At 41.9% G+C, this 449-nt stretch carries 1 protein-coding gene; it reads left to right on the top strand.

What is annotated here, in order from left to right; all coding sequences use genetic code 11:
• Positions 1 to 49: 49 nt before the first annotated feature.
• Positions 50 to 449 (top strand): FAD:protein FMN transferase (locus A3761_RS06745; RefSeq protein ID WP_197472914.1); only part of this gene is annotated, 400 nt, incomplete at its 3' end.

Genomic DNA, 449 nt, shown 5'->3' with positions numbered 1-449 from the left:
TATGAAAAACTGTTTGAGTTTTCTCATTTGCTTCTTAGTTTTTCTTAGCATGCCCTTGAAAGCCGAGTGGCATGAGTTTTCTGCAGAGGTGATGACGACCAACTTAAGCTTGGAGTTTTGGTTAGACGATAAGATTAAAGCAGAGAAGGCTAAGCGCGCAGTGCTGAATCGCTTTAATGATATCGAGGCAAAGATGTCGCGGTATATTTCTGAATCTGAGCTCTCCAAGGTAAATAGACTTGCCTCTGAGCAAACGCTAGTGATATCGACTGAGCTGTTTAGCTTACTCGAAAAGTCTTTGTCTGTGTCGGCTTTATCTCAAGGTGCCTTTGATATCAGCTTTGCCTCGGTTGGTTTTTTATATGATTACCGACAACACGCGCAGCCTTCTGATTCTCAAATCAGTGCGAAGTTGCCAGTACTGGATTATCGCCATATTGTTTTAAATA

The sequence above is a fragment of the Oleiphilus sp. HI0123 genome, assembly GCF_001635315.1.
The sequence above is the reverse complement of the archived record's forward strand: the minus strand, read 5'-3'. Positions and strand labels throughout refer to the sequence as shown.